At 60.8% G+C, this 22,819-nt stretch carries 20 protein-coding genes, 2 pseudogenes and 1 riboswitch; of the genes and pseudogenes, 13 read left to right on the top strand and 9 right to left on the bottom strand.

The window, feature by feature from the left end:
• Nucleotides 1-2,584: pseudogene (locus tag LOH53_RS13955) on the bottom strand (hypothetical protein); the annotation flags it as partial.
• Between the two features lie 318 nt (nt 2,585-2,902).
• Nucleotides 2,903-3,118 (bottom strand): hypothetical protein, encoded by a 216-nt coding sequence (locus LOH53_RS13950; protein ID WP_230068360.1) that lies wholly within the window; start codon nt 3,116-3,118, stop codon nt 2,903-2,905.
• 721 nt (nt 3,119-3,839) lie between these two features.
• Between LOH53_RS13950 and LOH53_RS13945 the strand changes: the two genes are divergently transcribed.
• The 3 genes from LOH53_RS13945 to LOH53_RS13935 all read left to right on the top strand — a co-directional run bounded on the left by LOH53_RS13945 (nt 3,840) and on the right by LOH53_RS13935 (nt 5,427).
• Nucleotides 3,840-4,286 (top strand): Clp protease N-terminal domain-containing protein, encoded by a 447-nt coding sequence (locus LOH53_RS13945; RefSeq protein WP_230068359.1) that lies wholly within the window; start codon nt 3,840-3,842, stop codon nt 4,284-4,286.
• Nucleotides 4,287-4,546: 260 nt separating this feature from the next.
• On the top strand, nt 4,547-4,966 hold the full coding sequence (locus tag LOH53_RS13940; protein ID WP_326832791.1) for a universal stress protein: 420 nt from the start codon (nt 4,547-4,549) through the stop codon (nt 4,964-4,966).
• 41 nt (nt 4,967-5,007) lie between these two features.
• Nucleotides 5,008-5,427 (top strand): arsenate-mycothiol transferase ArsC, encoded by a 420-nt coding sequence (locus LOH53_RS13935; protein ID WP_230068357.1) that lies wholly within the window; start codon nt 5,008-5,010, stop codon nt 5,425-5,427.
• Between the two features lie 534 nt (nt 5,428-5,961).
• Here LOH53_RS13935 and merA read toward each other — a convergent pair.
• Nucleotides 5,962-7,392 (bottom strand): mercury(II) reductase, encoded by a 1,431-nt coding sequence (gene merA, locus LOH53_RS13930; protein ID WP_230068356.1) that lies wholly within the window; start codon nt 7,390-7,392, stop codon nt 5,962-5,964.
• 108 nt (nt 7,393-7,500) lie between these two features.
• Between merA and LOH53_RS13925 the strand changes: the two genes are divergently transcribed.
• On the top strand, nt 7,501-7,890 hold the full coding sequence (locus tag LOH53_RS13925) for a heavy metal-responsive transcriptional regulator (RefSeq protein WP_230068355.1): 390 nt from the start codon (nt 7,501-7,503) through the stop codon (nt 7,888-7,890).
• 398 nt (nt 7,891-8,288) lie between these two features.
• Here LOH53_RS13925 and LOH53_RS13920 read toward each other — a convergent pair whose 3' ends face one another.
• Complete coding sequence (locus tag LOH53_RS13920; protein WP_376992059.1) at nt 8,289-9,323, bottom strand: IS1595 family transposase; 1,035 nt, start codon at nt 9,321-9,323, stop codon at nt 8,289-8,291.
• A gap of 169 nt (nt 9,324-9,492) precedes the next feature.
• Here LOH53_RS13920 and LOH53_RS13915 point away from each other — a divergent pair, with 169 nt between their 5' ends.
• Genes LOH53_RS13915 through lspA form a run of 3 tightly spaced genes read left to right on the top strand, consistent with a single transcriptional unit; the run spans nt 9,493 to nt 12,349 of the window.
• Nucleotides 9,493-9,876 carry an ArsR/SmtB family transcription factor gene (locus LOH53_RS13915; protein ID WP_230068363.1) on the top strand — a complete coding sequence of 128 codons (384 nt, stop codon included), beginning with the start codon at nt 9,493-9,495 and terminating at the stop codon, nt 9,874-9,876.
• Nucleotides 9,873-11,828 carry a heavy metal translocating P-type ATPase gene (locus tag LOH53_RS13910; RefSeq protein ID WP_230068354.1) on the top strand — a complete coding sequence of 652 codons (1,956 nt, stop codon included), beginning with the start codon at nt 9,873-9,875 and terminating at the stop codon, nt 11,826-11,828. Before LOH53_RS13915 ends, LOH53_RS13910 begins: the two co-directional genes overlap by 4 nt.
• Nucleotides 11,825-12,349, top strand: coding sequence for a signal peptidase II (gene lspA / locus LOH53_RS13905; RefSeq protein ID WP_230068353.1), 525 nt, complete (start codon nt 11,825-11,827; stop codon nt 12,347-12,349). Before LOH53_RS13910 ends, lspA begins: the two co-directional genes overlap by 4 nt.
• A 76-nt stretch (nt 12,350-12,425) precedes the next feature.
• Here the strand turns inward: lspA and LOH53_RS13900 are convergent, their stop codons facing one another.
• Both LOH53_RS13900 and LOH53_RS13895 read right to left on the bottom strand, forming a co-directional pair.
• Nucleotides 12,426-13,391: a cytochrome c oxidase assembly protein gene (locus LOH53_RS13900; protein WP_230068352.1), complete on the bottom strand. Its 966-nt coding sequence runs from the start codon at nt 13,389-13,391 to the stop codon at nt 12,426-12,428.
• A gap of 51 nt (nt 13,392-13,442) precedes the next feature.
• Nucleotides 13,443-13,868, bottom strand: coding sequence for an ArsR/SmtB family transcription factor (locus tag LOH53_RS13895; protein WP_376992063.1), 426 nt, complete (start codon nt 13,866-13,868; stop codon nt 13,443-13,445).
• Nucleotides 13,869-14,097: 229 nt separating this feature from the next.
• Here LOH53_RS13895 and LOH53_RS13890 point away from each other — a divergent pair, with 229 nt between their 5' ends.
• The 5 genes from LOH53_RS13890 to LOH53_RS13870 all read left to right on the top strand — a co-directional run bounded on the left by LOH53_RS13890 (nt 14,098) and on the right by LOH53_RS13870 (nt 19,281).
• Entirely contained in the window at nt 14,098-16,116 is a 2,019-nt protein-coding gene (locus LOH53_RS13890; protein WP_230068351.1) for a cytochrome c oxidase assembly protein, read from the top strand.
• A 114-nt stretch (nt 16,117-16,230) separates the two neighbouring features.
• Nucleotides 16,231-17,145, top strand: coding sequence for a cation diffusion facilitator family transporter (locus LOH53_RS13885; protein ID WP_230068350.1), 915 nt, complete (start codon nt 16,231-16,233; stop codon nt 17,143-17,145).
• On the top strand, nt 17,142-17,834 hold the full coding sequence (locus tag LOH53_RS13880) for a DsbA family protein (RefSeq protein WP_230068349.1): 693 nt from the start codon (nt 17,142-17,144) through the stop codon (nt 17,832-17,834). Before LOH53_RS13885 ends, LOH53_RS13880 begins: the two co-directional genes overlap by 4 nt.
• 87 nt (nt 17,835-17,921) lie before the next feature.
• On the top strand, nt 17,922-18,536 hold the full coding sequence (locus tag LOH53_RS13875) for a hypothetical protein (RefSeq protein WP_230068348.1): 615 nt from the start codon (nt 17,922-17,924) through the stop codon (nt 18,534-18,536).
• A gap of 136 nt (nt 18,537-18,672) precedes the next feature.
• The gene (locus tag LOH53_RS13870; RefSeq protein WP_230068347.1) at nt 18,673-19,281 is read left to right on the top strand and encodes a copper resistance CopC family protein; all 609 of its coding nucleotides are present in this window, start codon (nt 18,673-18,675) and stop codon (nt 19,279-19,281) included.
• A gap of 95 nt (nt 19,282-19,376) precedes the next feature.
• On the opposite strand, the gene LOH53_RS13865 is transcribed toward LOH53_RS13870, so the two are convergent.
• Nucleotides 19,377-19,832, bottom strand: a complete 456-nt coding sequence (locus LOH53_RS13865) for a hypothetical protein (RefSeq protein WP_230068346.1) — start codon at nt 19,830-19,832, stop codon at nt 19,377-19,379.
• Nucleotides 19,833-20,457: 625 nt separating this feature from the next.
• A riboswitch (cyclic di-AMP (ydaO/yuaA leader) is annotated at nt 20,458-20,659 on the top strand.
• Nucleotides 20,660-20,664: 5 nt separating this feature from the next.
• Between LOH53_RS13865 and LOH53_RS13860 the strand changes: the two genes are divergently transcribed.
• Nucleotides 20,665-21,510 (top strand): M23 family metallopeptidase, encoded by an 846-nt coding sequence (locus tag LOH53_RS13860; protein ID WP_230068345.1) that lies wholly within the window; start codon nt 20,665-20,667, stop codon nt 21,508-21,510.
• 57 nt (nt 21,511-21,567) lie between these two features.
• Here LOH53_RS13860 and LOH53_RS13855 read toward each other — a convergent pair.
• Nucleotides 21,568-21,853: pseudogene (locus tag LOH53_RS13855) on the bottom strand (IS1380 family transposase); the annotation flags it as partial.
• Between the two features lie 449 nt (nt 21,854-22,302).
• On the bottom strand, nt 22,303-22,791 hold the full coding sequence (locus LOH53_RS13850; protein ID WP_230068344.1) for a hypothetical protein: 489 nt from the start codon (nt 22,789-22,791) through the stop codon (nt 22,303-22,305).
• Nucleotides 22,792-22,819 lie beyond the last annotated feature (28 nt).

Raw genomic sequence — 22,819 nt, 5'->3', positions numbered from 1 at the left:
GGGGAAGTGTGCGGATCTGCTCTACCCAGAAGTCATAGGGGTTTCCGGGGGCTCCACGGTGGTCACGCCAGTAATCACGTTCAGCGATTTCCTCATCAAGGGATCCGGCGAGGTATTGGATGAGCGAGGAACCTAGGAGCGCCCGGCTACGTCGGGCATTGGTGTGTTCGAGCTTGGGGAAGAGGTCCTGGGCATTGGTGATGTCACCTGGTGAGAGCAGGAGCGTGAGAAGCCTGGTCTCGGCGGAATCATCGGGGCCAAGTTCTCCGGTGGTGATGAGGCCGGTGTTGAGGGGGCGGTCATTCTTGACCCCGCCGCCGACGGTTCCGACAGCACGGAGTGAGCCGTTGTAGTTGATGCGAGCGACATCGCCGAGCTTCTTCTGGGCCCGCTTGGGATCCCCATCCGGGGCAAAGTCGTCAACTAGGACGGGCATGTTGGAGCACAGCGCCGCGGTGCGCAGGATGCCGAGGGCGGTACCGCCGGAGTTGGCGCCGGAGACCACTTCTCGCTTGTTGTCGAAGTGGATCCCAGGGGCGAAGAATTGCATGCCGATGTTGGCGCAGGCCGTTTTGTAGGAGGAACGCCCGCCCTGGAAGTGCAGCGTGACTTTCATGCGGTCAGAGAAGACTGACTCAAAGACGAAGCCCAGCATGGGGTAAACGATGCGGGCAGGCAGGCCGGACAGCAGAGGCAGGACGCCATCAAGCCACGCCTGGCGCAGCGTGGAAGCGTCTGTAACGGGCTCGGGCATCTTATAGACGGCCATGGCGTCGGGAAGGACCACATCGGCCTCTACCGAGCCGGCTGCGCTGATGGCGCCGCCGGCATGGATAAAGATGCGCCCCTGTGGGGTTTCACGCCAGCCGGTGGACGTGTATTTGGGGGTCTTGGTGGCCGGCCCATGGACGGCTTTGAGGATGCCGTCAAAGGCGGCGTCCTTGCCGCGGCGGCTGGTGGACGTTAGTGCAGCAGCACCGTACCAAGGGATTTCCTCATACCACTTGCCTTTTTGGATGGTCTCCGCTGTCCAGGTGACAGTTTCCTCTTCAACTTCGAAGGAGCCATCGCTGAGGCGGATGGGGCGGCCGTTTTCATCGCGGCGCCACCGGAAAAACTTCACCCGCATCCCGAGGGACGGACGGGAGAACTCGGAGTCCAGACCATCGTTTTCAACGAACTGATCCACCACATGGGCCCAGCAGTTCATCACGGAGTCATAGCGGTACTTGACGCCGTCATCGGAAAATGACTCGGTGACCTTTACGGTCTCGCCCCGACGGACGGCATAGGTGACGGAGTTGTTGGGGATGTGCGGGGCAGGATCGTTGACGTACTCGCCAGGGCCGGCCACTTTGGTCCCGGGCTTGGCAAGCGGGATAACCTCTCCCCCGCGCTGATCCAAAACTGCCGCCGGCAGTTTCAGGCCAAGATCCTGGTGGGTCTTGTTGACCAGGGCAAAAGCATCATCACGAACCTCCTCGATCGCCTTCACCAGGTCCTCATCATCCTTGGAGACCTCGGATGAAACTGCGGCGAGCTCACGGATCTTGTTGAGACGGCGGGAAGCTTCCTTGGCCCAGGATTCGGCAGCCTTAGCGTTGTCTTCCTGAGACTCTTCCGTTGCGGTTTCCTGGGCGGCCGCATGGCGGGCAGCGCCCTGCTTACAGGCGTCATTGACGTGAGTGAGGGCTTGCTTGATTTCCTCCACCTGGGCCATCAGCTGAACGCGCTGCAAGCTGGTGACCTTGAAATCACCGACGCCAAAGCCGCCAGCGAAGTGATCGGTGAAGTCAGACTTCTCATCGGCGGTGGCGGGCAGGACGATGGTGGGCTTGACGCCAATTTTGGTCAATACCTGGTAAAGGTTGGCGGCACGTCGATAGCCGGCAAGATCCAGATCTGCAACGATTCGGACCCGAGTCCGCAGAGGGTCACCGTTTTCGGCGTACCCCAGAAGCCACATGGCCATCTCTTCCGGGAAGCTGCCGGCGCCCTGGGAATTAGTGGTGGCGGTCAGGCCGTGGTCCCTTGCGGTCTCGGCGTCTTTTTCCCCTTCCACCAGGTAGATGGTCTTGCCGGCCTGTACGGCCTCCAGAACCGTGGGGAGGTTGTACAGGACAGGAGTGAATCCCTCAGGCTTCTGATTGACCAGGGCACCATTTTTGGGGTCCACGAATTGCTGCTTGAAGCGCTTGGCGGGGTGCGTCTTGATCTTGCACTCTTCACGGACAACCCGCTGCACCAAGGTCCCCTGGGCATCGAAATATTCGTAAGCCTGGGTCTCCTCAAAACGGTGTCGAGGATCCGACTTGGGCGCCGCCTCTGTCAAAGGAATGACCTTAGGCAGCGGGGTCTTACGGGTCACCGGCTTACGGGTCACCGAGGCATTCGGGCGCTCACTACGCGGGGGAAGAGGCGCATCGAAGAGATCGGTGGGTTCAAGGCCAATCCCCTGGCACAGATCCTCATAGGTGGCGGTCCCGGACTGGCTGCAGCTGAAGCAAAACAGCATCACCTTGCCGTCTTCCCAGGTGACATGCATCGAGGGAGAACGGTCAGAATGGCACGGACACAGGGTCATGAAACGATCTGACCGTTTCGTGGGGAACCCACGGTCCTCCAGAGCTCGGATCACGCGGTCCAGGGATGAACGAGGGGATGACTCAGGCATCATCGAGGTCACGCAGCAACACCGCCACGAAAGCCGATAGACACGCAGGCCGAGTTAACTGGCCCAACTTGATTCAACTTAGCTATACTCATAGCAGCAGAGGGTCCCTCCACATAGTTGGATCCTTTCCAAAACTGAAGACCGACTGGCCAGATCGCCGTCGCCAAACAACTGATCTGAGCCGAAACATTTTCAAGCAGCCGCCTTACCAGGGCGGCTGCTTTGGTTTTAAGCTGACTTTCGCTCGCGCTCCTTGGTGATGTAGTCGGGAACGGGCAGGCCAGTCGCAGTAGCGAGCTTCTCTGTAACCCAGTTCGAAAGTGAGATGCCTTCAGAAGCTGCAAGCTTCTTGAAGTGAGCCTTGTGTTCCAAGGGGAGACGTACGGGGACGGCTTCGCGCTCGACGTCGTAGTGAACGCCTCGGGGTTTACGTGAATCAGCCATGGGTCAAACATAGCCTTCTCGTGATTCAACCTAAGTTCATTTGCGGGGCGTGTCGCAAACATTCAGGCTTCCCTCCATTCGGTGTTCCATCAGTGCTCTACCAACAAGAGGTGAACGCGGATGATGAAACCGGACAGACAGGATCAAAAAACTTCCTGCTTATCTGGGCTTGACAGAATGGGCCTCGCGCACGCACGCGCGCATACGCGCACGCGCACGCCTAAAGAGCATGTGTTCTTGCAAAGGTGGGACGGGTGGGTCAAACATCAAAATTGTAGACGTTTGTGCAGGTCAGCGCCATATTGTCACTGTCCCACCTTTAAAAACTGCCTGGGGACAGAAAACTGTTCGCGCAGGTCAGAGGGGTGCCCTCTGTCCCACCTTTGAAGGCGTCAAAGGTGGGACAGAGGCATTTTCGGTCATTTGTGGGGTTATTTTGGACGAAAACCGGAGTCTCATCCACCGCTGCGGGGGTCTTCATCCATGTAGGTTCCGGAGCTACGTGTCACTATTCCGGGTTTCGTGTCACCAACGTGTCACCAGTCCGGATTTCATGTCACCAACGTTGGCCGGCAAGTGTTTGTTTGCACGTCCTGTAAGGGGAACCGTCAGCGGGAACGCCTGGCACGGCCGCAGCTCGATTAGCGGCCGGGTCAGGACATCCTCCTCCGGGGAGGCGCGCCCGTGGTGTCGGCGCGCCGTGAAGACTACGCTTTGGGGCATGACCGGTTCGAAGTTTTCTGGGAACTACACCGACGGTGCCCGGCGGGTGGTGGTCCTGGCTCAGGAAGAGTCAAGGGCAATGATGCATGACTCGTACATCGGTCCCGAGCATCTACTATTGGGTCTTTTGCATGCTTATCCGAACATGGTGCAGACGGCGCTGGGCGTCTGGCCGGATGAAGTGCGTGATGTGATAATGAGTTTCGCCGCCCCTGGTCCGCTAGACACCTCAGAAGAGTTGCCGTTCACCCGCAAGTCTCTGGAGGCCCTCAAGGCGGCGCAGCGCACCGCGCGGGAGCTTCATTCCGATCACGTCGGGATCAAGCACCTATTGTTCGGGGTGCTCAGTGTCCATAGCGACCGCCTGGATCGGGCGCTGGTCGCTGCGGGTGTGGATCGAGACAGTGCGCAAACGCGGGTAATGGCGGCGCTTACGCAGGGGTGATCGGTTGCTCCGAGCTGGGCAACAGGCAGCGATCGCCCGCCGTCCTATCCTCGCAAGCACCCGCAAGGGGTCCGTCCGGATAGGCATTTCGGAGTGTCCCGCAAGCCGGTCCATAGGCGGTCCAGCCAGCACTAATGGCAATGCCGTTCGGTTAAGCCGCGGTGTTTGGCGTCAAGTCGGCGTAACACGAGCGAGCAGCCAGGGCAGGGTTTAGTGGGTCACCGGTCATTGTCGGGGTCATCCCCGGCCAATACCCTGCCGTGTGGGACCGGGCACTGGACCTGGCTCAGAGCCGGTCCGTGCCGCTCCTTGCCGCATTCGTGGACCCGGCCAGCTACCTGATCGAATGGACGCCAGGGAACAATGTCCTGCCAACTTCCCTGGACCCGGTCCTGGCACCGGACGATGACGCCGCCATCGCCGGCGCGCAGCTCAAAGAGTCGCTGGCTGCCGCGGAGGCCGGTTACGGAGTGGATTGGTCCTTGCGGATCATTGCCGGTGACCCGGCCCTGGCGCTGGGTCGTCTGGCCGAAGCCATCGGGGCAGCCACCATAGTCCTCGGGGCCCGGCGCACGGGCTTCATGGCGAAAGTCGATGAACTCGTCTCCGGATCCCTCATGCACCGCCTCCTCACCACCCAAACCGTCCCAGTCCTGGGTATCCCCTCCCCGGACGTGTAACGTTACTTCCACTGCCACGGCTGAAAGAAAAACCACCGACGATGACCAGCAAACCAGGCGTCTTGTTCGTATGCGTGAAAAACGGCGGGAAATCCCAGATGGCCGGCGGACTCATGCGCCACCTCAGCGGGGATGCCGCCACCGTTTACACCGCCGGCACCAAACCCGGGCCGGCGCTGAACGCCCAGCCCGTAGAATCCCTGGCCGAGCTCGGGATCGACATCAGCAATGAGCATCCCAAAGCCATCACGGCCGAGATGCTCGCCAATGTCAGCTTGATCGTCGCCCTCGGTAGCGAGGCTGTGGTTGATCCGGTTCCCGGGATTGAGACCCGCAATTGGGACACCGATGAACCCTCCACCCGGGGCATCGAAGGCATGGAACGGATGCGCCTGGTCCGCGACGACATCAGGGTCCGCGTCGAAGCCTTGGTCGAAGAAATCAGCGTAACCAACAACTAGTAACGAGGGCACACGCATGCCACGTTGGATGGAGATGCCCAGTAACTGGCCTTGACTGTCTCTGCCGCTTTTCGTCTATTGTGCCGCAGTTCCAAAATCGGTCGTTTATGAGATGGTCTATCGGCATCGCCAGTGACTGCAATTTTCTGAAGTAGCCGGCATTGAGTACCCGGGGCCGCGCGCAAGTGGCTTCATGAGCTATTCCGGGTGACTTGTGAAAAAGTGAAATATTCGGCGGCAGGTTTGACCGAGCGTCGTCATGGTCGGTGTTAGGGGCCTTTCGATGGCTTCCCTGGCGTTCATTCTTGACCAGTGCCCACGTGCTTGTGTCCGGTTTTCCTGGGGCCCGAGACTGCGGATCGCCTTCGACGTCTTCATCGTCGGGCTCACCACATCCCTGTAGTCAAATCCTCTTGGGATTCGAGGAAGCCGCCACGGCGACGAGGGGCAGGTTGTGAGAGAACAAGATATCCGACGCCAACGCGATGTTTCTTTGGAAACGCGCAAGCGCCGCCTTCAACTACGGGGTCTATCTCAGGCACAACAGGAGAGTTTGGAGACATCGGTGGTGAAGGCCTTGCAAGTGATCCGGATGCCCTCGGCCATGGTCAGGTAGGGGCTCCACATGCCGGCGACCTGCCCGGTGGTCATCCCGGCCTCGAGTATGTAGACGCCCGCGGCGGCGATTTCCCCGGCGTCCTTGGCCACGGCGGTCAGGCCCAGGATCCGGCCGGTGTCACGGTCCGCAACGACCTTGATGAAGCCGCGGGTGTCGCGGTTGATCAGGGCCCTGGGGACGTACTGCAGGGGCAGGACCCTGCAGTCGCAGCGGATACCGGCAGCGACCGCGTCCTTCTCGGTCATCCCGACGGCACCGACAGCCGGGCTGGTGAAGGTCACCCGCGGCAGATGCCGGTAGTCGACCTCAGCTACGGCGTCGGTGAACGCGTTTTCCACTGCCAGGGTGCCGTGGGCCGCGGCGACGTAGACGAACTCACGGTGGCCGGTGACATCCCCTGCAGCCCAGATCCTGGGGTTCGAGCTGGCCAGGCGGGAATCGACCACGATCTCACCGGACGTGCCGGTCTTCACCCCGACGGCGTCGAGGTTCAGCCTCTCGGTGACGGGCCGGCGCCCCAGGGCCACCAGCAGCCGGGAGGCACGGAACACTTCCCGGCCTCCGGCCACGGATGCGGAGGCGATAAGTCCGCCGGTGTCCTCATCGCGGCTCACGGCATCCACGGTGGCCCGCCGGACCACCCGGATCCCCTCCTCCGCGAACACCCCGGTTAATGCCTTGGATACCTCCGGTTCCTCGTGCGAGGTGAGCCGGGAGCGGACGAGCATCGTCACGCGGGAGCCGAGGCGGGAGAACAGCTGTGCCTGCTCCAGGGCGACATAGCCGCCGCCAAGGACCAGCAAAGATTCCGGCACTTCGTCCAGTTCCATGGCCGTCGTCGAGGTCAGGTAGCCGGTCTCGGCCAGTCCGGGAACGGGGGGCACATAGGGGGTGGAGCCGGTGGCCATGAGGTAGTGCCCGGCCTCGATCGTTCGCACCGCACCATCCGGGGACGTGACCCGGAGCAGCGGTGTGTCCTGGGTCCCGGTGAACGACGCGTCCCCCTCGACCATGGCCCACCCGTAGTCAGCGGCCAGATCGATGTACTTCTCCGTTCGCATGCTTTCCACCAGCGCGGCCTTGCCCTCGATTAGGGCATGCATGTCCACAGGGCCCGCCGAGGCGAATAGCCCGGAGAAACGGGACGAGTCCAACGCCACGTGGCGGGCCTCCGCGGCGGCCAGGAGCGCCTTCGACGGCACACACCCGGTGTTCACGCAGGTCCCGCCCACGGTGCCGCGCTCGACCATCACGACCCGCTTGCCCAGTCCAACGGCCCGGATCGCGGCCGCGAACGCCCCGCCCCCGGAACCGACAATCGCCAAATCGAACCGTTCGTTTGTCATCCCAGCTGCCTCATTCCCTGTGGTTCAAAAGTTCCTATGCGCCATTATGAACCTTCCAGTACAGTGGAAGGTCAAGTGTGGTGACGATTGACAGGGGAATCCGCGAACATGAGAATCGGACAGCTTGCGGAAGCCGCCGGGACCACGACCAAGACCCTGCGGTTCTACGAGGATTCGGGGCTGCTCCTTCCGGCCGAGCGCCTGGCCTCCGGTTATCGGAACTACGCAGAGGATGCCGTGGGTCGGGTCGGGTTCATTCACCGCGGCCAAGCCGCCGGACTGACCCTCGCCCAGATCGGGCAGATTCTGAAGATCCGCGAGCACGGCCAGGTGCCGTGCTCGCACGTCAAAGGCCTGCTGGGCGAACGCCTCCGGGAACTCGATGCCCAGATCACCGAGCTCCTGGTCCTCAGGGAAACCATTTCCCAGCTCCACGAAAAGGCGAGTGAGCCGGAACCGGACTCCTGCTCCGCTGAGCAAGTCTGCAGGTACCTCTGATCAACATCCAACCCCGGTATTTGCAGGCGTCACGGCCAGAAATTCCGGTCAGGTGCTAGTGGTGGGTGCCTACTGCCCAGCGCATCCCTTCGAAGGCAGGGTTGGCTTCAAAGCTGCCTCGTTAGACTGGCGCCTTAGCGGGAAGAAACATCTGTTGACCCTGCCTGTGACTTTGTTGGTGTCTTAATCACGGCTTCGCCGGGCGGCTTGGTGGCCCCGGCCGCAGCAAAGGACCGCCACTCTGAACGAACATTCTCGAATCGGTTTCACTGGGCAATTTTCTGGAGTGCGCATCCATGCGTAGCAAGAGCGGTCGTTTCTGGGATGGCCTATCGGCATCGCCAGTGACTGCAATTTTCTGAAGATGGGTCTCCATCTCGGTGCCGTGGAAATACCAGCTATTCGCGGTTCGTTTGGCGCCACGGGAGTCCCACGTCGCCAAGGTCGAGGCTCGGCGTCAAGCAATGTTTCGTGGTCGGCGGGTCCGGCGCTGGTCTGGTGCGCCCGGCCTTGCGTAGGTCCTTGTAGCTGACTGTGTCGCCGTCCACGGCCTGCTGCATGAGCCGGTAGAACAGCAGGCCCCGGCTTCGTGAGTGCCGCCGGTTGAAGCGGAAAACCCATTCGTCGAAGTAGGCCTGCAAATGCTCCTGTCTGACCGAGCCCTGTAATGTCCCCATCACCCAACGCTTCACCAACGAGAACACCAGGTGCACGGCGGGAAGCACGTCGTGCGCTTCAAGGCCGGAGGCCGCTACCGAGGTGCCAGTATGCAGGTACAGGTCCTTGGTTGCCGGCGGATAAGATGGCCAGCCATCGGTGATGATTCGCGATCCAGGCTCGACGTTCTTGACGAGAAAATCCCGCAGGTTATCGGCACTCGCGTTCTCGAGCACACCCAGTCGGACACGACCAAACCCGTTTTCGTTCAACTCGACAGCGGCCGCGAATAGCACCTTTCCGAGCGCGCCACGTCCCGGGACCACGGGCTCCGGCCCGCCCAGGAACGACTCGTCTACCTCCACGTCGCCACTGAGACGGTCCCGGTCCGGTCGGACCATCACCGTGCGGTAACGATGCAGCATTGTCCAGGCAGTCTGGTAGGAACCAAGCCCCAACTCGCGTTGCAACTGCAGCGCAGAGATGCCTGTCTTGCTGCTGGTCATATGCCAGGCCGCCGAGAACCACACGGTCAGGGGTGTCCGCGTGCCGTGGAAGATTGTGCCGGCCAAAGCCGAGACCCGCTGATCACATCCCGCGCAACGCCAGCGCCGATCGGGAGCCCGCCAGCCCCGCCGGCAGCCGCACCACGGGCAGATGAAGCCCGCTAGCCAGCGCAACCAGTCCAGGTAGTCGAGGCACTTCACATCTTCATCGAACCAGGCACGAAACGCCGCATACGAACCTGGGTAATCCGTACCAGCCGCTGGCTTCATCCTCATATTTTACGGCACCGAGATGGAGACCCAATTTTCTGAAATAGCCGACACTGAGTACCCGAAACCCCCCGCAAATGGCTTCACGAACTCTTCGGTCGGACACCACGGCCGGGCCGCAACCGAACTGTTTGAATCAATGATCAGATTATTGAGATATCATCAGGAAATGCTGATCAATGAAAGCCCTCCCGCGAACGCATGTGGATTGGACCCTGCGGCCGCTTTATTCCGTTCCCTTAGCGACCCCATTCGCCTGAAGATCATCAAGCGGATGGCCGGTGGCGAGGTGCGGGTCGGTGACCTCACCGGCGAGTTGGGATTGGCCCAGTCCACGGTCTCGATGCACGTGGCCTGCTTGCGTGACTGCGGCTTGGTCGAGGGCCGCTCCCAGGGACGTAGCGTGTACTACTCGCTGTCCCGTCCGGAGTTGATGGACGTGCTCGCCCAGGCCGAGGTCCTGCTTGCCGCCACCGGCAATGCGGTCAGCCTGTGCCCGAACTATGGTACCGGCAGCACCGGCGCTGTACGGATAATGGAGAATGCACGATGAGCGACGCCTGCGGTTGCAGCGATGACAAACCCGAAACGGGTGCATCCGAGGAAGCGGAGGGAGCCCTCGGGTTCTGGCAGGTGACCGAAGTCCGTGCGGCCGCCGTGGCCGGTGTACTGCTGCTGGCTGCCTGGATTGCATCGATGGCCGGAGGGCCCCGGATGCTGACGCTTCCGCTGGAAGTCGGGGCGCTGTTGGTTGCTGCCTGGACGTTCGTTCCCTCTACCCTCAGGCGTCTGGTCAAGGGCAGGATCGGCGTCGGGACGCTGATGACGATCGCCGCCGTCGGCGCCGTCGCCCTGGGCCAGTTCGAGGAAGCTGCCACGCTCGCGTTCCTGTACGCGATTTCCGAAGGGCTTGAGGAGTATTCGCTGGCGAAAACCCGGCGCGGCCTGCGGGCCTTGCTGGATCTGGTGCCGGCCGAGGCCAGGGTCTTGCGCAATGGAATCGAAACCACGGTGTCACCCTCTACCCTTGTCCCCGGGGAGCGGTTGATTGTCCGGCCCGGGGAACGGCTCGCCACCGATGGACGGGTGATCATTGGACGCACCTCGTTGGATACCTCGGCGCTGACCGGGGAATCCGTCCCCGTCGAGGTCGGTCCCGGTTCCGAGGTCTACGCGGGTTCCATCAACGGCACCGGGCCACTGGAAGTGGAAGTTACCAGCACCGCGGAGAACAACTCGCTGGCTAGGATCGTGCACATCGTCGAGGCCGAACAGTCCCGCAAGGGCCCGGGGCAGCGCTTGGCCGACAACATCGCCAAAAAACTCGTTCCCGGCATCCTGATCGCCGCGGCCCTGATCATCGTCTTCGGCTTCATCGTCGGGGAGCCCATGCTGTGGTTTGAACGAGCCCTCGTCGTGCTGGTCGCTGCCTCGCCATGCGCATTGGCCATTTCCGTGCCCGTGACCGTGGTGGCCTCGGTGGGTGCGGCCAGCCGGCTCGGGGTGCTCATTAAGGGCGGCGGGGCGCTGGAAGCCTTGGGCCGGATCCGCACCATCGCCTTGGACAAGACCGGAACCCTGACCCGAAACAAGCCCTCCGTGATCGAGGTCGTGGGCACCGGTTCCGCAACCCGGACCCAGGTGCTGGCCCTCGCGGCGGGGCTGGAAGCCCGCAGTGAACACCCGCTGGCCCGCGCCATCCTCGCCTCGACCACCGATCGGGCATCGGTCATCGATGTGGACACGGTCCCCGGTGCCGGCCTGGAGGGGCTGCTTGACGGCCGGTGTGTCCGGCTCGGTCGCCCCGGCTGGATCGATGCCGGTGATCTGGCCCCGGACATCGAGCGGATGCAGCACGCAGGGGCAACCGCCGTACTCATCGAGGACGGCGGAGAGGTCATCGGTGCCATCGCGGTCCGGGATGAGCTGCGCCCTGAAGCCGCCGAGGTCATCGCTAGGCTGACAGCGTCCGGGTACACGACGGCCATGCTCACCGGGGACAATGTCATCACCGCGACAGCCTTGGGCAAGGAAGCGGGCATCACCGAAGTCCATGCCGATCTGCGCCCCGAGGATAAGGCGGAGATCATCCGAACTCTCCAATCCCGGCAGCCCACGGCCATGGTCGGCGATGGCGTCAACGACGCACCCGCCCTGGCGACGGCAGACACGGGCATCGCGATGGGCGCCATGGGCACCGACGTCGCGATTGAAACCGCGGACATTGCCCTGATGGGCGAGGACCTGAATCACTTGCCCCAGGTCCTGGATCACGCGCGTAGGACCCGGGCCATCATGCTCCAGAACGTGGGGCTGTCTCTGTTGCTGATCGCCGTGCTGATCCCCCTGGCACTGTTTGGGTTGCTCGGCTTGGCCGCCGTGGTCCTGATCCATGAACTGGCTGAAATCGTTGTGATCGCCAACGGTGTCCGGGCGGGCCGGCTCAGCCGCACAGCCGCACTCAAGCCGGCCCAGCTCGCGCCAGCCCTGGAACCGGCAGCATGAGCGCCGAAACCACGGCGCAGCCAGTGGCACCCGCCCGGGCCGTCCGCAGGGCCCGGATCATGCTGATCGTAGCGGCGGCCATTCTGGCCGCCGTCGATCTGGCCATCAAGGTACTGGCCGAAGCGGTGCTCTCCGGAGGCGTGACGACCGACCTGGGATTGTTGGATATCAGGCTGCTCTACAACACTGGTGTCGCGTTCAGCCTCGGTGCGGACCTTCCCGTCTGGGTCGTCATCGCGGCAACGGGTCTGATCATCGCCGCACTGACCTGGTACGCCGTCTTCTCGGCCCCGGCGATGACCACGCTCTCCCGCGCGGGCGCGGCGCTTCTGCTCGGCGGGGCCGCCGGTAATTTCATCGATCGTCTCGATGGGCACGGTGTTGTTGACTATCTGCATACTGGATGGTTCCCCACCTTCAACCTCGCCGACGTCTTCGTCACCACTGGAGTCGTGCTTTACATCCTCGGCGCAGTCGTCCTGAAGCGGCCAGCTGCGCATATGACCAAGTCCCAACGATGAACTTGAGACCGGGCCATGGCTGGGACCCGCGGTCGCCGGACGAGCTGGCACTTTTTAGAGTGGACTGAAGGGTGGGTCACCTTCGCTCCCGTTGAGTGGATAGTTGCTGAAGGTAGTCGTTGTAGTCATCCAATTCGGGGGTGCCTTCCGTGGCAATCTTCCTCTCAGATTTGGCCCAGCCGCGGGCTTCATCGCGTTGCCATCGTACGAGAATGAATAGAAGCATTAGCACGGAGGGCAGTTCACCATAGGCCCATGCCAAGCCGCCGGCCACGTTTTGGTCGGCCATTGGATCAATGTTCCACGATGCCGGTGGGGCCGCGAAGAAATTAACCATGGGCTTCGTGGACATCATGACGATCACACCGAAGAACGCGTGCAGCGGCATTTCTGCGAATATGTCCACCATGCGCCCAAAATGGGTTTGACGTCGAGGAAGGGGATCGGCAGAGATCAGCGGGACGGTGAATAAAATCCCACTCAGGAGGAACAAGAGTTCCAAGCCAACGTGGCTGAACCAGTTCGGCAAGAGTGAGTCGGCTAGTCCGGAGAAGTAGAAGCCATAGAAGCTCATCAGGAACAGGGGGACCATGAAGGCGGGGTGGATAGCCAATCGTCCCCATCGGGACCTCAACCCCCAGAGGGCAAGTTGCAACACTGGGCGGCCGAATTTTGAATGAGGTGTGGCCCGCAGCATCAGGGTCCCTGGAGAACCAAGCACCAAGAGGGGTGGAACGGCCATCATGAGCGTCAGCTGTTGGAACATGAAGATGGAGAACATGCCCAACCCATAGCCTTCAATGCCGGCCCCCATGACGACAATGATCGTCAGGCATCCACTCAGGAATGAGGCGGTGCGAACGGGCGACCAGGGCCGGCCCTGGGTCCATAGCTTGATGGCCCCTGCAAGGTAGAAAATGCCCGCGAGCAGGGCCAGTGCGGGAATAAGGGGGATGGGTTGAAGGTTTGGTGAAAGATACTCGCTCAGGGATGGTGCCAGCGTGGGTAGCCACACTGGACCTTCGATGTCAAAGTCCGGCATGTCAGTGCCGCCATTCAGGGATTGAATGTGGTGCGATATACCACTGGATAGCTACCCGGAACTGGCCATCGTCAATCGTTGTTGCCCGGCATGGCCGACATGAGTCAGTCCGACATCCAGCAGCATGCGGACGTGGGAATCGGCTAAAGAGTAGTAAGCCATTCGTCCTGAGCGGCGGACTTCCACCACCCGGGAGGCTCGGAGAAGACGCAACGCATGGGAGACGCCCGATTCGCTGAGACCGGTGGTAGCGGCCAGATCGCAAACGCACATTTCCCCTTCGAGCAAGGCTATGAGGATGCGTACCCGCCCAGGATCGGAGAGGAGCCCAAAGGTGGCTGCGAGGTCCACTACATTGGCGTCCTGGGGCATTTTGGACTTGACCATCTCGACCTTGCCTGCATCGACGAGCCTGACTGAGCATTCGCTGTCTGAGAGTACCTTCGAGGAGGTCGATTTGGTTGATTTTCCGGTCATTCATCAAGACTACCCTTACCTGCTAATGGTTCGCATTTACGATAGGGGATTAGGTGATGCCGTAATACCCGTCACCGTCGGACCAAGCTGAGCCTGACCCAGGCGCACCACTTACCCTCATTTAACGTCTGAACTACTCTACATATATTCTTGTGACGTGTCGGCGCTTGTTGGCATTGTCTGGTCCGAAGGTATTCGGTTCCGGGGAGGACTACGTTGAGGAACTGCCGTGGCTTTGAAAGTGCCGTCACCCATCAATGGCCGCGGCACGGCCCCTACCCAGTGGTGGGCTGTGATTGCTGCGGTCCTTTCCGTGGCTGTTGTCCTGGTTGCCACTGTCATAGCTCAGGGGGCCAATCCGGGGCAGATCCGTGATCCAGGGGTCATGGTTCGTTGGGGTTACAAGGTGGCGCAACCCCTGCAGAACATGGCGGCGGCCTCAACCATCGGGGCCTTGGTTTTCGCGGCGTTCATTGTTCCGCCGGTGGTTCATGGAGCGGCTGGTAAAGGTGCTGCGCGCACGAGTCTGGTCCTCAAGGGATCCGAGCATCCGGCATTCACCCGGGTCATGGCCCTTGCTGCTGTATCGAGCCTGGTTTGGACGTTGTCGGCGGTGGCTGTCCTGCTTTTTAGTTTTGCCGATATTGCGGGGGTTCCGTTATCGGGAAACCCTGATTTTGCCGCCATGCTGGCCTCCTACGTCACGGATATTGCCACCGGCACAGCGTGGCTGTGGGTTGTCATCATTTCGGCGATCGTCTCGACCTTGACCTTTGGCGCCCGCTCATTGGGGGCCCTGGCAGTCACGGCGGGACTGGCTTTGACGGGTCTATTGCCTATGGTTCTCATTGGCCATGCAGCCGGTGGCAGCGACCATGAACAAGCCATCAATTCATTGGGGTTGCACCTGGTGGGTGTGTGCCTGTGGCTTGGCGGTCTAACCGCACTAGTCGTGAGCGGCTCTTCCCTGGGACGGGACACGGCCACGGTGGTGAGGAGGTACTCCACCCTGGCCGGGTTTGCTTTCGTGCTCGTCTTCGCTTCCGGAATTATCAACGCCCTAATTCGTATCGATATTCCTGGGGATCTGAGCTCTGATTACGGACGTCTACTTCTACTCAAAACTGGGGCCACCGTCGTTCTGGGGGTGGCGGGGTTCCTTCATCGCAGGTGGCTGATTCCGGGCCTGGAGTCACCGACAGGCCGGGGAAGGGATCAGCGGCTGCTCTGGCGTGTCATTGTCGTTGAGTTGCTGATCATGGGATCTGTCATTGGTCTTGCTGCCGTATTGAGCCGGACCCCGCCACCGGGCGGAGAGGACCTCCGCCCGGCACTAACCCCGGCGGAGGTATTCACCGGTTACCTTCTGCCTCCGGAACTGACGGGCAAGGAATGGGTTACGACCTGGCGTCCGGATTGGTTGTGGATAGCACTGGCTGTTTTGGCGGCTTACCTCTATCTCCGTGCGGTGCACAGTCTTCGCCGGGAGGGTGAGCCTTGGCATTATGGGAAAATTCTTTCCTGGGTTTTTGGTCTGGGAGCATTGGTGTATTTCACCTCCGGCGGTCCTGCCGTCTATGGGCGCATACTTTTCAGCGCCCATATCCTCAATCAGTTTTCCTTGACGATGGTTGTTCCGGTCCTCCTTGTCCTGGGGGCACCTCTCACGCTCGCACTCAAGGTCCTGAAGCCGCGGCTCGATGACTCCCGGGGACCGCGGGAGTGGATTGTGGCCATCACCGAGTCGCGAGCATGGGTGGTTGCGACTCGTCCCGGGTGTGCCACGGCACTCCTGGGTGTGTCCCTGATGTTCTTCTACTACTCTGATGCTTTTGGGTTTGCCCTCCGCGAGCACGTAGGCCACGAACTCATGATTGCCTACTTCACAGGCGTGGGGTGCTTGTTCGCCTATTCCATGCTTGCCAAAGATCCAATCCGGCGGCGAGCAACCTACGACACAAAGATGCTATTGCTCCTGGCCGTCGTAGTGGCCCAAGTCGTTTTGAGCACCAATTTGCGGTTGTCGTCAACGCTCCTTGGACAAGGATGGTTCGAGGGTCTCGGAAGAACATGGGGCCTGGCACCGTTGGCTGATCAGCAAGTCGCCAGTGTCATTCCGTGGGCCGTGGCCCTGTCTGCAACACTCCTCATATCCCTGGTCTTGGCACTCCGTTGGTCACATGCCAACTCCGGAAAGGACTCCACCGAAGACCGGGGCCGTGCCCTGAAAGAACCTAATGGCTTTTGATCCTTGCGAGGGAAATCTCAGGTGTCTAAGTAACTTCTGCGGTGCACAGTCCGATCTCACCGGGGTGCCATCTCGTTTCGTTGTCATTGATCCTCAACTTTTGGAGAGAAACCCATGAGTGCTCACGATCACGGTGCGGCGGCGCCCACCCAGCGCGGCAAGCTCATCCTTGTCTTTACTATCACCTTCACTGTCATGATTGCCGAAATTTTCGGTTCCGTACTAACGGGAAGTCTGGCACTCTTGGCTGACGCCGGGCATATGTTCACAGACTCAGCTGGACTGCTGATAGCCCTGATCGCGGCATCGCTGGCGCTGAAGCCGGCAACGCTGACCCGTACCTGGGGGTACAAGCGCGCGGAAATCATTGCCGCTGCCGGACAGGCATCTTTGCTGCTGGCTGTCGGTGGGTTTGTCATCATCGAAGGCGTTCGCAGGCTCTTCGAACCACCGGAAGTTGGTGAGTCCATGATGCTGTGGTTCGGCATCATCGGCTTGCTGGGCAACGCCATCAGCCTTGTCATCCTTTCCTCCGGGCGCAACCACAACTTCAATATGAAGGCCGCGTTCCTGGAGGTCCTCAACGATGCGTTGGGATCGGTCGCTGTCATCGTTGCCGCCATCGTTATCGCAACGACCGGGTGGCTACAGGCCGATGCTGTTGTGTCCTTGCTGATCGGTGCGTTGATCATTCCCCGAACTGTGAAGCTGCTCCGGGACACCGTCAATGTCCTAATGGAGAGCGTCCCCAGAGGACTTGACCTTGCGAAGGTCCGTGAGCACATGCTCGCCCTGCCTCACGTTGTTGACGTCCATGACCTGCACGCGTCGCTGGTGGCGTCCGGAACACCGGTACTGTCCGCCCACGTCACTGTTGAGGACGCTTGCATGACAGACGGCCATGCGGGCGTCATCCTGGCCGACCTGCAAAAGTGTGTCGCCGAACACTTCGACATCAGCATTGAGCACTCAACGTTTCAAATAGAATCCGCCGCCCACCGCGATCAAGAAAGCATCCATCACCCATGACACTGAAACCACCAACCCCAACCACTCCGGCAGACACGTCTAAAAAGGCCCGCAGGATTGTTTGGATATTGATGGCCATGATTGTTGCCGCGGGACTGATCTGGTACGCCGTCTTCACTTTCACCAAACCGGCCCCTCAAGTCACAACGCCCGCTGATGGGGGCCAACTGGTTCGCGGGGATAGTCACCGCGTCACCAAACCCGTCAAGGAACAAGGGCAACTGGTCGAATTTCTTGATTTCGAGTGTGAGGCCTGCGGATCCATTCAGCCCTTCGTCAACGAGCTTAAGCAAGAATTCGGGGACAAAATCACCTTCGTCACCCGCTACTTCCCCCTCCCCAGCCACCGCAACTCGAAAACTGCGGCCCTGGCAGCCGAAGCCGCAGCCCAACAGGGCAAATATGAGCAAATGTATAACAAGCTCTTTGAAACCCAGACCCAATGGGGGGAGAAACAAGAATCCGAAGCGGCACTGTTTAGAACCTTCGCACAAGAAATGGGGCTCAACATGACCGCCTACGACGCAGCAGTCGCCGACGATAAAACGAAGGCACGGATCCTCAAGGACGTCGCCGACGGAACAGCCCTGGGAGTCACGGGAACCCCTACATTCTTTCTCGACGGGAAAAAACTCACACTCACAACCAAGGAAGCCTTGAGGCAGGCGCTGGCAGACACCGCCAAGTAACCGCAAGATCCGATACCCCGACGAGCACCAAACTATGGTGCTCCGTACCTAGCTGAACCCAACAATGCCGAGCAAGGAATGGGGAGGATGAATTTGGCGCAGTCACCATTCCGGTTCCCACGGGCAGCGGTCCTAGCCGCCACGGTCCTGGGTATGCAGGCTGCAGCCCACCAGCTCACAGGGGACCAACTGCCACCAACTGCCATCCTGGCGACTCTGGCTTGCGTCGCTTTTCTCCCCCCGGTACTGCTCGCAAGGGTGAAGATGACCGCCCTAGTGCTGATTGTCTATCTCGCAGCGGGTCAAACGGTCCTGCATTATGTCTTTGCCGCCCTGGCAGGCGGCTCCAGCCATGTCGCCCAGAACACCGATCACCGCGGGACCATGACTGTTCCCGCTGCCAAGGCGTCACTTGAGGCATTCCCGCAAGAGCATCTCACTGCCCCCGGTTCACTGCTAATGCTGACCTGGCATACCGTCGCGACAGTATTTGCTGCCATGATGCTCGCGTGGGGAGAATTCATCTTGTGGACGCTTTCGCGCTGGTTGCGCCATCGCATCTCACCGCCACAATCGTTGCCCATCGCATTCGGCCAGCACATTGTGTGCACGGGATACCGATCCCCGGTAAAGGGTTGCCTGCGCCAGGGACATCCTTCACCTAGGGGCCCTCCTGGACATGGAAAGCTGATCTCGACCTAAAGAAGTCGGAACGGCCCAGAATATGTGTCCAAACTGCTGTGCGCCATATGCGCTTTGCGCATGCTCGGGCGCGCCCAGCCACGAATGGCCCATCCCCTCAACCAGCGAACCACAGAGCAGAATTGCAGAACCACCCATGAAGAAACGCCAGCTTCGACGCTACCGCCTGAGCCTCGCCCTCGGCACGGCCGTGCTCCTTCCAGCCCTCATGGCCACACCGGCCCTGGCTCACGACGCACTTGCGTCGACAAGTCCAGCCGCCGACGCGACAGTCTCTGTCGCCCCCAAGACCGTCTCCCTGACACTGTCCAAGCCCCCCACTGATTCTGACAGTCTGAAGCTGAGCATCATCACCGTCACCGACGGAGCGGGGAAGACCGTCAGCGATGGCAAGGTCGTCATCCAAGGTCCAACCCTCTCCACCGCCGTCACCAGTGGAAGCGCCGGGAAGTACAAGGTGTTGTGGCGTGCTGTCTCCTCCGACGGGCATCCCGTTGAAGGGGGCTACACCTTCACTGTCGAAGACCAGGGCGCAGCTGGTAAGGCCACGACATTCCCGGCAACAACGGCGCCCGTGAGCGGTATCGAAGCAAGCGCCGAAGTGTCCAATGCAGCGGATCAGCCGAAGAGTTCAAACAACGGCGCACTCACACTAGCCGTCGGCATTCCCGCAGCCATTTTGGCTGGAGCTATCGGAACATTGATCATCGTTCGGCGGCAAATAGCCAAGTCCAAAGCGTCCTAGAAGCAGTCCTTCGCATCCGAGGGACCACCTTCGGATGCGAGGACAACTCTGAACAGCAAAAGTGGGACGCTGGAGGCAGTGTTACCAACCACCGTCTAGATCGATAACGCTTTTGCCCGCCGGGCCGTCAGGAAACGTGAAACGCAGCCCCCTGTAAAGCCGGCGACGACCCCCACGACTGCTCCTATGCCGCAGGAGAATAAAACGGTGGGCCAGATAGTCAGAGGAGTCGAGGCTTGGGCGGCCGCGATGATCGTCAACCAATACCCGGCAGTAAACAGCACCCAAGCTCCACCAGCGATGGCAGTCAACCAAGACCACTTGGAAAACCATTGTTCCCCGTCCCGGTAGGACAGTGCCACCGCCACCGCTGCTACACCGGCCACGAGCAACAGCTGCGCCCAAAAAACATAGGCAGTGGCGATCAGCCCCACCGGCACACAAAACCCGCCAATAAACAAAAGACGGCGGGCGCCCAGAGGCATCCGGACCGGCCCCTGCCCGTTCAGGGGGTGCTGAAGCGGCATTTCCTTAGGGTCTGTAGCAGGCAATTTCAATGATCCTTATGAGACGAGTGGAGCGAGTGGCAGTTGACCATCAGGTCAGGGTGAGGGACTAGACCGTGCGTTGTATAAACATGGCGGCAACGACCCCGGTCACGGTTGATTCGCTTTACGGGTGCACGGATAAGGCAGGGGATTCCTGCCCGCCAAATCACCGGGCCGTAGTGGGACGCATCGTCGAAGCAGAAAGTCCTTTCCCCTCTCACAGACTTTGTTCAGCAACTCAAGCGAAAATAGAGTCACATATGACTATACGTTCAGATCGATGCTTTGAAATCTGTCATCCCCGGTCGCGCACAACAACGATGGAAGGCGGTGAAGCGCCCCATGAGGTTTCAGGCTCGTCCGTGGATCCAAGTCCCTTCAGTCGCCACTTTCGGGCAGGCAACCTGGGAGGAAGCCGCGGGAGGGCGCTTGAGTGTTGCGATCCCAGCAAAGATTGAGGTCCTGGCTGTCGAGCGCTACAAGCCAAGAATGCCCACGTTACAGCTCCACCAAGCCCGATTGTGGGCACTCCAGTCACCGCCCCCACATGATTCGCATGTAACAAATTGGTAACTATTTTAGATTTCAGATATTCTTAGATTTCCGCATAGTCTCACGATTATGCCCGTGGACCGCATCGCCAAACCCCGCCGGCAGTCCACGGCCAGTCAATTGCCCGGCGGGGGTGGAGGACCCAGTACCGGTGACATTGTGCACCTTGGGGTGAAGCGCATCGCTCCTCACGCCGTTCTCGCGGCATGAGCTTTGATGTGCCGGGCATATCTCTCGTCCGAATCCGACAGCTAACTTCGCCGGCGTCGAGAGGACCACTATCTTGACTGACCACCGCCAGCACGGCCGTCGCCGCGCCACCACACCCAAGGCTGCGCCCCAGTCCCGTGGACGCCACTGGGCATCCCCGCCGGCATCCCCGCCGGCCGCCCCGTCTGGGCGGGCGAGGCTTGCCCGCCAACTCGGAACCGTTACCGCATCCGGGCTTATCGCCGTCATCGGCCTAACGGCCGCTCATGCCGGAACCCCGCATAGTTCCGGCGCCACAGCGGACGCATCGACAGAGCTCTTGAATCATGCAGCCCAGTCCCAGGTGACTGCCAGCAAGGATGTACAAATCAGCTTTGCGACTCCTGTCGTCTCCAGCACACGAAAACCTGCTCCCCCCGTTCAGTCGCCAGCGGCAGAACTTGCGCTTACTTCGACGAACAACCCTCAGACAGTTGCCTCACCTTCCACAGCACCGCCCGCAGCGACCATGGCCCCAGCACCTTCGTCCAAAAATTTGCGTCCCCCGTTAGCGGCCATGACGATCAATTCCCCGTTCGGCTACCGCTCCAGCCCGCTCACCGGAGCTACAGGTGAACTGCACACGGGATTGGATCTCGCGGCTACGTGTAGCACCACGGTGTTCGCAGCTGGCTCCGGGACGGTCAGCGAGGCCGGCTGGAGTCCCTATGGTGGAGGGAACCGTATTGTCATCGACCATGGAAACGGCATCCAAACCAGCTACAACCACCTCGAGAGCATTGGTGTGAGCGTCGGTCAACAGGTCACCCAGGGCATGCAGGTCGCCGGCGCCGGAACCACTGGCAACTCCACCGGGTGCCACCTCCATTTTGAGGTCATGGTTAACGGCGAGACTGTCAACCCCTCTCCTTTCCTCTAGGTAGCGGCCTGAGGGAACGCGGGGGTTGAGTAGTATCCGTACAGCCGGTTGGGCGATGGCGAGCACCGTGTTAAGGCCCCGGACCGCGAAGCGCCCGTAGCCGGAGTCCTGCTTCTGGTGTCCATGAACCTCGATGGTCGTCGACGAAGACAAAGTCTTCGTCGACGGGTGTGACGAACAGGGTGCTTTTCATGCCAGGTTGATCAGGAAGCGGGAGGCAACAGCGTCCAGTTGCCTCGCCTGCCCCGAAGCTGAAGGCTCGCATGGACGAGCCCAGCGTCGACGGGGCGTCGCACCCGTCAACGACTTTCGTCATCCCGCCGTGCCGCAGCAATGCCATGTCATGACATCCGTGCTGACGGCCTTGGCGACCTTGCCGGCGACGAGGGCTGCTGCAGGAAAAGCAACCAGCAATGATGCATGGAAGGGGAGGTTTACACTGCCACCTCTTTCCTGAGTTCTTCTAGGGGCGGCACGGCATGACTGAGCGGAGGACTTGACCGGCCGATGAGATGCTTGCCGGACGTGATCACCAGCGAGGTGCCGGAGGTTGCGATCTGGATGGCCGGGGCGCCGGCGGAAACACGGACAGCAGCCCGAGTCTAGAACGGTCCGCCCCTTACGGTACCGGTGGGAATTGGAGGCTGGCAGGTCGGGGACAAGGCCGCCCTTAGGAGCCGTCCTGGACGAGGTGGGAGTGCTGCGTGTGGCATACGGCGTAGCGTTCCGGGATTTGCACTATTTTCGCTGCAGGCATCTGGTTCGGTTGCACAACAGGGTGCCGAATTGTTTTCAGCAGTATTTCAGGCCCCAGTCTTCGACAGTGTTTTTGGCTTTGACGAAGGCTGATTCAGTGTAGCTGGCGGGCTTGGTGATAGCTGCTTCCATGACTTTGTCGAGCCCCTTGAGTTGCGGCTTCAGGTCCGCTGGTGCGGTGCTTTGAAGGTTGTGGATATCGGTGTCCATGGATATCGCGCCGGAGTTGTCCTGCAGGGAAATAGTGTTCGGAAAGAAATTCAGGGTCTCCAGTTGCTCGGCAAGCTTCGGACAGATGGGGTTGCTGCTGGGGCTGGACTGCGCAGCTTGTTTGGGGGTTGCCGTTGAGCCACCAGCGGCTGGACCCTGGGACGGGTTGCAGGCCGCGAGGATCACTACCAGTGCGGCCATCCCAGTCAGGAAGGTTCCGAATTTTCGTTGTGACGTCCGGGCTGGTGTCATGGAATCGTCGTGCCTTTCGAGGTGGGAGAGTCCATTGGGAGGGTGCTTCAGTGCGTGTACCACTGATTATCCCTCACGCTGGTAGCGGCGG

The organism is Arthrobacter cryoconiti (genome assembly GCF_020905375.1).
In the GTDB taxonomy this organism is placed as follows: Bacteria; Actinomycetota; Actinomycetes; order Actinomycetales; family Micrococcaceae; genus Specibacter; species Specibacter cryoconiti.
The sequence above is the reverse complement of the archived record's forward strand: the minus strand, read 5'-3'. Positions and strand labels throughout refer to the sequence as shown.